The sequence below is a fragment of the Mesorhizobium sp. M7A.F.Ca.CA.004.06.1.1 genome (genome assembly GCF_003999135.1).
In the GTDB taxonomy this organism is placed as follows: Bacteria; Pseudomonadota; Alphaproteobacteria; order Rhizobiales; family Rhizobiaceae; genus Mesorhizobium.
The window spans coordinates 1-5,840 of sequence record NZ_RZPQ01000360.1; the positions used below are offsets into that span (position 1 = coordinate 1).

Genomic DNA, 5,840 nt, shown 5'->3' on the forward strand with positions numbered 1-5,840 from the left:
CCGCCGCGATCAGAAACGGGTGGCCGAGGCAGTGCGGCGGATCGAACTGGACGCCGATGGGCCTGTCTCGCTTTCAGCGCTTGCCAATGAGACAGCAACCAGTCCGTATCACTTCCTGCGCATCTTCCGGCAGGTGGCGGGCATGACGCCCTACCAATTCCTGCTCAGGACGCGATTGCACAGGGCGGCGGTGCGGCTACGCATGTCCAACGATGCGGTCTCGGCGATCGCCTTCGAGGCCGGCTTCAACGATCTGTCGACTTTCAATCGTCGTTTTCGGCGGATCATGGGGGAGACGCCGCGCAACTATCGCAGCCGCCGTGGCGCATGGGCCTTTTCTGCTTCGTCAATCGGCCCCGTGCCCGCCAAGGCAGACACGCAGGCTTTTGCGTCAGGGCGGCGAAAACCGCCTTGGCCATATCGTCGCAATCAGCGGTATCCATTTGAAATTACCACCGAAAATGACACTGGAAAAGTGCCGTGAAGGTTGGAGTTTCGGGCTTGCTTCCTATATAAGCACCAAGTGATTCCTGATTAGATTGTGATCCGATTTGACCGACCAGAAGACACCGCGCGGCGCCGACGGCGGCCCCACCGGCATCGAGCCGATATCCATCGTCGAGGAGATGCAGCGCTCCTATCTCGATTACGCTATGAGCGTGATCGTCAGCCGTGCGCTGCCGGACGTGCGCGACGGCCTGAAGCCGGTGCATCGCCGCATTCTCTTCGCCGCCCATGAGAGCGGCTACCACTGGAACCGCAAATATGTGAAGTCGGCGCGCCCGGTCGCCGACGTGATGGGTAAATACCATCCGCATGGCGACGCCTCCATCTATGACGCCTTGGTGCGCATGGCACAGGACTGGTCGCTGCGCGTTCCGTTGATCGACGGGCAGGGCAATTTCGGCTCCATCGACGGCGATCCGCCTGCGGCGATGCGCTACACGGAAGCGCGGCTGACCAAGGTCGCGCACGAGCTTTTGGAGGATATCGACAAGGATACCGTCGATTTCCAGGACACTTACGACGCGTCGGGCAGCGAACCGAAGGTTCTGCCGGCACGGTTTCCCAACCTTTTGGTCAACGGCTCGGGCGGCATCGCCGTCGGCATGGCGACCAACATTCCACCGCATAATCTCAGCGAAATCTGCAACGGCGCCATCGCCCTCATCGACAATCCGGCGATCGACCTGCCGGCGTTGATGGAGATCATTCCGGGACCGGATTTCCCCACCGGCGGCATCGTGCTTGGCCGTTCGGGCATCTACAACGCCTATTCGACCGGCCGTGGCTCCATCGTCATGCGCGGCAAGGTCAACATCGAACAGCGCGGCAACGACCGCGAGTCGATCATCATCACCGAGGTTCCCTACCAGGTGAACAAGTCGTCGATGATCGAGAAGATGGCTGAACTGGTGCGCGACAAGCGCATCGAGGGCATTTCCGATATCCGCGACGAGAGCGACCGCCAGGGCTACCGCGTCGTCATCGAGTTGAAGCGCGACGCCGTTGCCGACGTCATCCTCAACCAGCTCTACCGCTTCACGCCGCTGCAGACCTCCTTCGGCGCCAATATGGTGGCACTGAACGGCGGCAAGCCGGAAGTGATGAACCTGACCGATATGCTGAAGGCGTTCGTCGCCTTCCGTGAGGAGGTGATCACAAGGCGGACGAAATTCCTGCTGCGCAAGGCGCGCGACCGCGCCCATGTGCTGGTCGGTCTCGCCATCGCAGTCGCCAACATCGACGAGATCATCAAGCTGATCCGCACCGCGCCGGATCCGCAGACGGCGCGTGAGCAGTTGATGGAGCGGCGCTGGCCCTCTGGCGACGTGGAATCGCTGATCCTCCTGATCGATGACCCGCGTCACCGGATCAACGAAGACGGCACCTACAATCTGTCAGAGGAACAGGCGCGCGCCATCCTCGAACTGCGCCTGCAGCGCCTGACCGCGCTCGGCCGCGACGAGATCGCCGACGAGTTGAACACGATCGGCGCCGAAATCATCGATTACCTGGACATTTTGTCGTCCCGCGCGCGCGTCCAGCAGATCGTCAAGGACGAGCTTGCCGCCGTGCGCGACGAGTTCGGCACGCCGCGCCGCACCGAACTCACCGACGGCGGTTCGGACATGGAAGACGAGGACCTGATCCAGCGCGAGGACATGGTCGTGACGGTGAGCCATTCCGGCTACATCAAGCGCGTGCCGCTGTCGCTCTACCGGGCGCAGCGTCGCGGCGGCAAGGGCCGCTCCGGCATGTCGACCAAGGAAGAGGATTTCGTCACCCGGCTGTTCGTGGCCAACACCCACACGCCGGTGCTGTTCTTCTCCTCGCGCGGCATCGTCTACAAGGAAAAGGTCTGGCGGCTGCCGATCGGCAATCCGCAGTCACGCGGCAAGGCGCTGATCAACATGCTGCCGCTGGAGCAGGGCGAGCGCATCACCACCATCATGCCGCTGCCGGAGGACGAGGCCAGCTGGGGCGAACTTTACGTGATGTTCGCCACCACGCGCGGCACCGTGCGCCGCAACGATCTATCCGACTTCGTCCAGGTCAACCGCAACGGCAAGATCGCCATGAAGCTGGAGGAAGAAGGCGACGAGATCCTCGGCGTCGAGACCTGCACCGACAAGGACGACGTGCTGCTGACCGCCAGTTCCGGCCAGTGCATACGCTTCTCCGTCGGCGACGTGCGCGTCTTCCAGAGCCGCAATTCGGTCGGTGTGCGCGGCATAACCATGGCCGAGACCGACCGCATCATCTCGATGTCGGTGATAGAGCATGTCGATGCTTCGCCAGCGGAACGCGCCGCTTACCTGAAGCGCGCGGCGGCGGAGCGGCGGCTTGCCACGGAAACGACCGGCGAAGAGGAAGAGATCGCGCTGACCAATGAGGAGATCGGCGAGGAGACGGAGCTTTCCGACAACCGATACGAAGAGCTCAAGGCGCACGAACAGTACGTGCTGACGGTCACCGAGTTCGGCTACGGCAAGCGTTCGTCATCCTATGATTTCCGGCTGACCGGACGCGGCGGCAAAGGCATCCGCGCCACCGATGTGTCGAAGGCAGCCGAGATTGGCAGGCTGGTGGCGACGTTCCCGGTCGGCAATGACGACCAGATCATGCTGGTGTCGGACGGCGGCACCGTCATCCGGGTTCCGGTCAACGGCATCCGTTTCGCCAGCCGCGCCACCAAGGGCGTGACCATCTTCAACACGGCTGAAGGCGAAAAGGTGGTTTCGGTCGAGCGGATCTCGGAACCGCAAGCGGACGAAGAAAGCGATGAGACGGTCGAGGGCGGTGCTGATGCCGCTCCGGCGCCTGACGCCGGTCCGGACGGTGCGGACTAAGTCCGGCACCCGGGTTTTGACATAGCAACGCCGGCCAGGTGGCCGGCGCGGCAGCAAGTTCAGGCTTTATCAGTAGTGACGATATGGCTTGCGCGGGCCGAAGCCTTCGAAGCGCTTGGTGTTTGCCTTGACGCGGATGCGTTGCGCCTCCTGATGCAGCCCAAATACGGTGGCGATCAGCATGGCGACGGTCATTGCGGTGGCGAGCATGTAGATCAGCATGTGCGTGTTCTCCTGCGCCTAACAACGGATAGATGGGATTTTGGTTTCATCTTATTAAGGTGCAACCTAGTGAACGCTGCGTGAAGGCTTCGTGATCAGCGTGTTCATCTGTCGTTCATGTGCCGGAAAAGGTTCACGGCCGGCGCGCCGATCGGATTTGCCTTTGCGAGAGAGGCTCGCTAGAGCCTGTTCCATCTTGTTGATGGACGGAAGACGGAACGGGCTCTAGCTTTCATTTGAGCATGATCTTTTCCAAAAACCGGTTTCCACTTTTTGGGATCATGCATTAGAAGCACCTGCCATGACTGAACGCATCGCCCTCTATGCCGGCTCCTTCGACCCGCTGACCAACGGCCATCTCGATGTGCTGAAGGCCTCGCTGGCCGTGGCGGATATCGTTTATGCGGCGATCGGCATCCATCCGGGCAAGCAACCGCTGTTTTCCTTCGAGGAGCGGGTGAAGCTGATCGAGACGGCGACGAAGACGGAATTCGGCAGCGACGGTGCCCGCATCAAGGTCGTCGCCTTCGACGGGCTGGTCATCGACGCCGCCAGGAAGCAGGGCGCCTCGATCATGATCCGCGGCCTGCGCGACGGCACCGACCTCGACTATGAGATGCAGATGGCCGGCATGAACGAGACCATGGCGCCCCAACTGCAGACGGTTTTTCTGCCCGCCAGTCCTTCGGTACGCACCATTACCGCCACACTTGTTCGCCAGATTGCCTCGATGGGCGGCGACATTCGCCCCTTCGTGCCGGCGGCGGTTGCCGGTGCGCTCACAGCCAAGTTCAAGAAGTAAGTTTTCGGAGAAAACCATGCAGCTGAAAAAGCTAGCCTCGTTCCTTGTCGTGCTCGCCGGTCTTGTGGCTGTGTCGGTCTCGGCTTTCGCCGCCGACCCGGAAAACACAATGATCATCACGCTGAAGGACGGCGACGTCACCATTGCGCTGAGGCCCGATCTTGCGCCAAAGCATGTCGAGCAGATCAAGAAGCTGGTGCGCCAAGGCGCCTATGACAACGTCGCCTTCCATCGCGTCATCGACGGCTTCATGGCGCAGACCGGCGACGTCAAGTTCGGCAATATGAAAAAGGGTTTCAGCGCCGAGGCCGCCGGCACCGGCGGTTCCGACCTGCCCGACCTGCCGGCCGAATTCTCACAGACCGAACATTATAAGCGCGGCGTGGTCGGTATGGCCCGCTCGCAGGACCCAAATTCGGCCAATTCGCAGTTCTTCATCATGTTCGCTCCGGCACCGCCCCTCGATGGCCAGTACACGATCGTCGGCAATGTCGTCAGCGGCATGGAACTGGTGGACCAAATCAAGAAGGGCGACCAGGCGGACAACGGCACGGTCACCGATCCCGACCGGATGATTAAGGTGCGCATCGCCGCCGACAAGTAAATTGTCGAATAACTCTGTTTCTCAAAAGGATATCTGACATGGCCGAAATCAAGGATCGCGAGAACGCGCTCATCATGGAAACGACCAAGGGCAAGGTCGTCATCGAACTTTTCCCCGACCTGGCGCCCGGCCATGTCGCCCGCATCAAGGAACTGGCCAGGGAAGGCGCCTATGACGGCGTGGTCTTCCACCGCGTCATCGAGGGTTTCATGGCGCAGACCGGCGACGTCAAGTTCGGCAATTCGAGCAAGCCTTCCTTCGCGCCGTCCCGCGCGGGCATGGGCGGCTCTGAAAAGCCGGATTTGAAGGCTGAATTCTCCAACGCCAACCATGCTCGCGGCACCTGCTCGATGGCCCGCTCGCAGAACCCGAACTCGGCCAATTCGCAGTTCTTCATCTGCTTCGACGATGCCGCCTTCCTCAACCGCCAGTACACGGTCTGGGGCCAGGTCATCGAAGGCATGGACAATGTCGACAAGATCAAGCGCGGCGAGCCGGTGCAGGATCCCGACAAGATCGTGTCGCTGAAAGTCGCGGCCGACGTCAAGTAAGGGCAAACGACAATGATGGGCGTCGTCTGGTCGCTTCTCGGCATCCTGTCCGGCGCCTTCATTGCCATTCAGGCGCCGATCAATTCGCAGCTGGCGCGCGGCCTGGGCCTCCCGGTCGCGGCGGCTGCGTTTTCGTTCCTGTCGGGCGCGATCGTGCTCGGTATCATCTCCGTCACGGTGGTGAAGCTGCAAGGCATCTCGCTCGACTGGAAGGCGCCGGCGCCCTGGCTGTTCGTGGCCGGCGGCATGCTGGGCGGTTTCTATGTCACGCTGTCGACGATTCTCACGCCACGCATAGGTGCGGCCGC

Annotated in this window: 7 protein-coding genes; 6 read left to right on the plus strand and 1 reads right to left on the minus strand. The window is 61.6% G+C overall.

Features of this window, described 5'->3' with window-relative positions; genetic code table 11:
* On the plus strand, positions 1 to 484 hold a 484-nt coding region (locus EN906_RS20375), incomplete at its 5' end, for an AraC family transcriptional regulator (RefSeq protein ID WP_245484305.1).
* A 67-nt stretch (positions 485 to 551) separates the two neighbouring features.
* A complete protein-coding gene (gene gyrA, locus EN906_RS20380; RefSeq protein ID WP_127301968.1) occupies positions 552 to 3,353 on the plus strand; it encodes a DNA gyrase subunit A in 2,802 nt (933 codons plus the stop codon).
* A 69-nt stretch (positions 3,354 to 3,422) separates the two neighbouring features.
* Here the strand turns inward: gyrA and EN906_RS20385 are convergent, their stop codons facing one another.
* Positions 3,423 to 3,575 carry a hypothetical protein gene (locus tag EN906_RS20385; RefSeq protein WP_081714296.1) on the minus strand — a complete coding sequence of 51 codons (153 nt, stop codon included), beginning with the start codon at positions 3,573 to 3,575 and terminating at the stop codon, positions 3,423 to 3,425.
* A 301-nt stretch (positions 3,576 to 3,876) separates the two neighbouring features.
* Here EN906_RS20385 and coaD point away from each other — a divergent pair, with 301 nt between their 5' ends.
* The 4 genes from coaD to EN906_RS20405 all read left to right on the plus strand — a co-directional run.
* Entirely contained in the window at positions 3,877 to 4,377 is a 501-nt protein-coding gene (coaD, locus tag EN906_RS20390) for a pantetheine-phosphate adenylyltransferase (RefSeq protein WP_127272529.1), read from the plus strand.
* Between the two features lie 16 nt (positions 4,378 to 4,393).
* A complete protein-coding gene (locus tag EN906_RS20395; protein WP_127269468.1) occupies positions 4,394 to 4,981 on the plus strand; it encodes a peptidylprolyl isomerase in 588 nt (195 codons plus the stop codon).
* Positions 4,982 to 5,019: 38 nt separating this feature from the next.
* The gene (locus EN906_RS20400; protein ID WP_127269467.1) at positions 5,020 to 5,532 is read left to right on the plus strand and encodes a peptidylprolyl isomerase; all 513 of its coding nucleotides are present in this window, start codon (positions 5,020 to 5,022) and stop codon (positions 5,530 to 5,532) included.
* Between the two features lie 12 nt (positions 5,533 to 5,544).
* Positions 5,545 to 5,840: DMT family transporter (locus tag EN906_RS20405; RefSeq protein ID WP_127375331.1), on the plus strand; the 296-nt coding region annotated here is incomplete at its 3' end.

Bases quoted from the DNA above. Each gene is read 5' to 3' on its own strand.
- EN906_RS20385 (WP_081714296.1), bottom strand. From the start codon at position 3,575: ATGCTGATCTACATGCTCGCCACCGCAATGACCGTCGCCATGCTGATC.
- coaD (WP_127272529.1), top strand. From the start codon at position 3,877: ATGACTGAACGCATCGCCCTCTATGCCGGCTCCTTCGACCCGCTGACC.
- EN906_RS20395 (WP_127269468.1), top strand. From the start codon at position 4,394: ATGCAGCTGAAAAAGCTAGCCTCGTTCCTTGTCGTGCTCGCCGGTCTT.
- EN906_RS20400 (WP_127269467.1), top strand. From the start codon at position 5,020: ATGGCCGAAATCAAGGATCGCGAGAACGCGCTCATCATGGAAACGACC.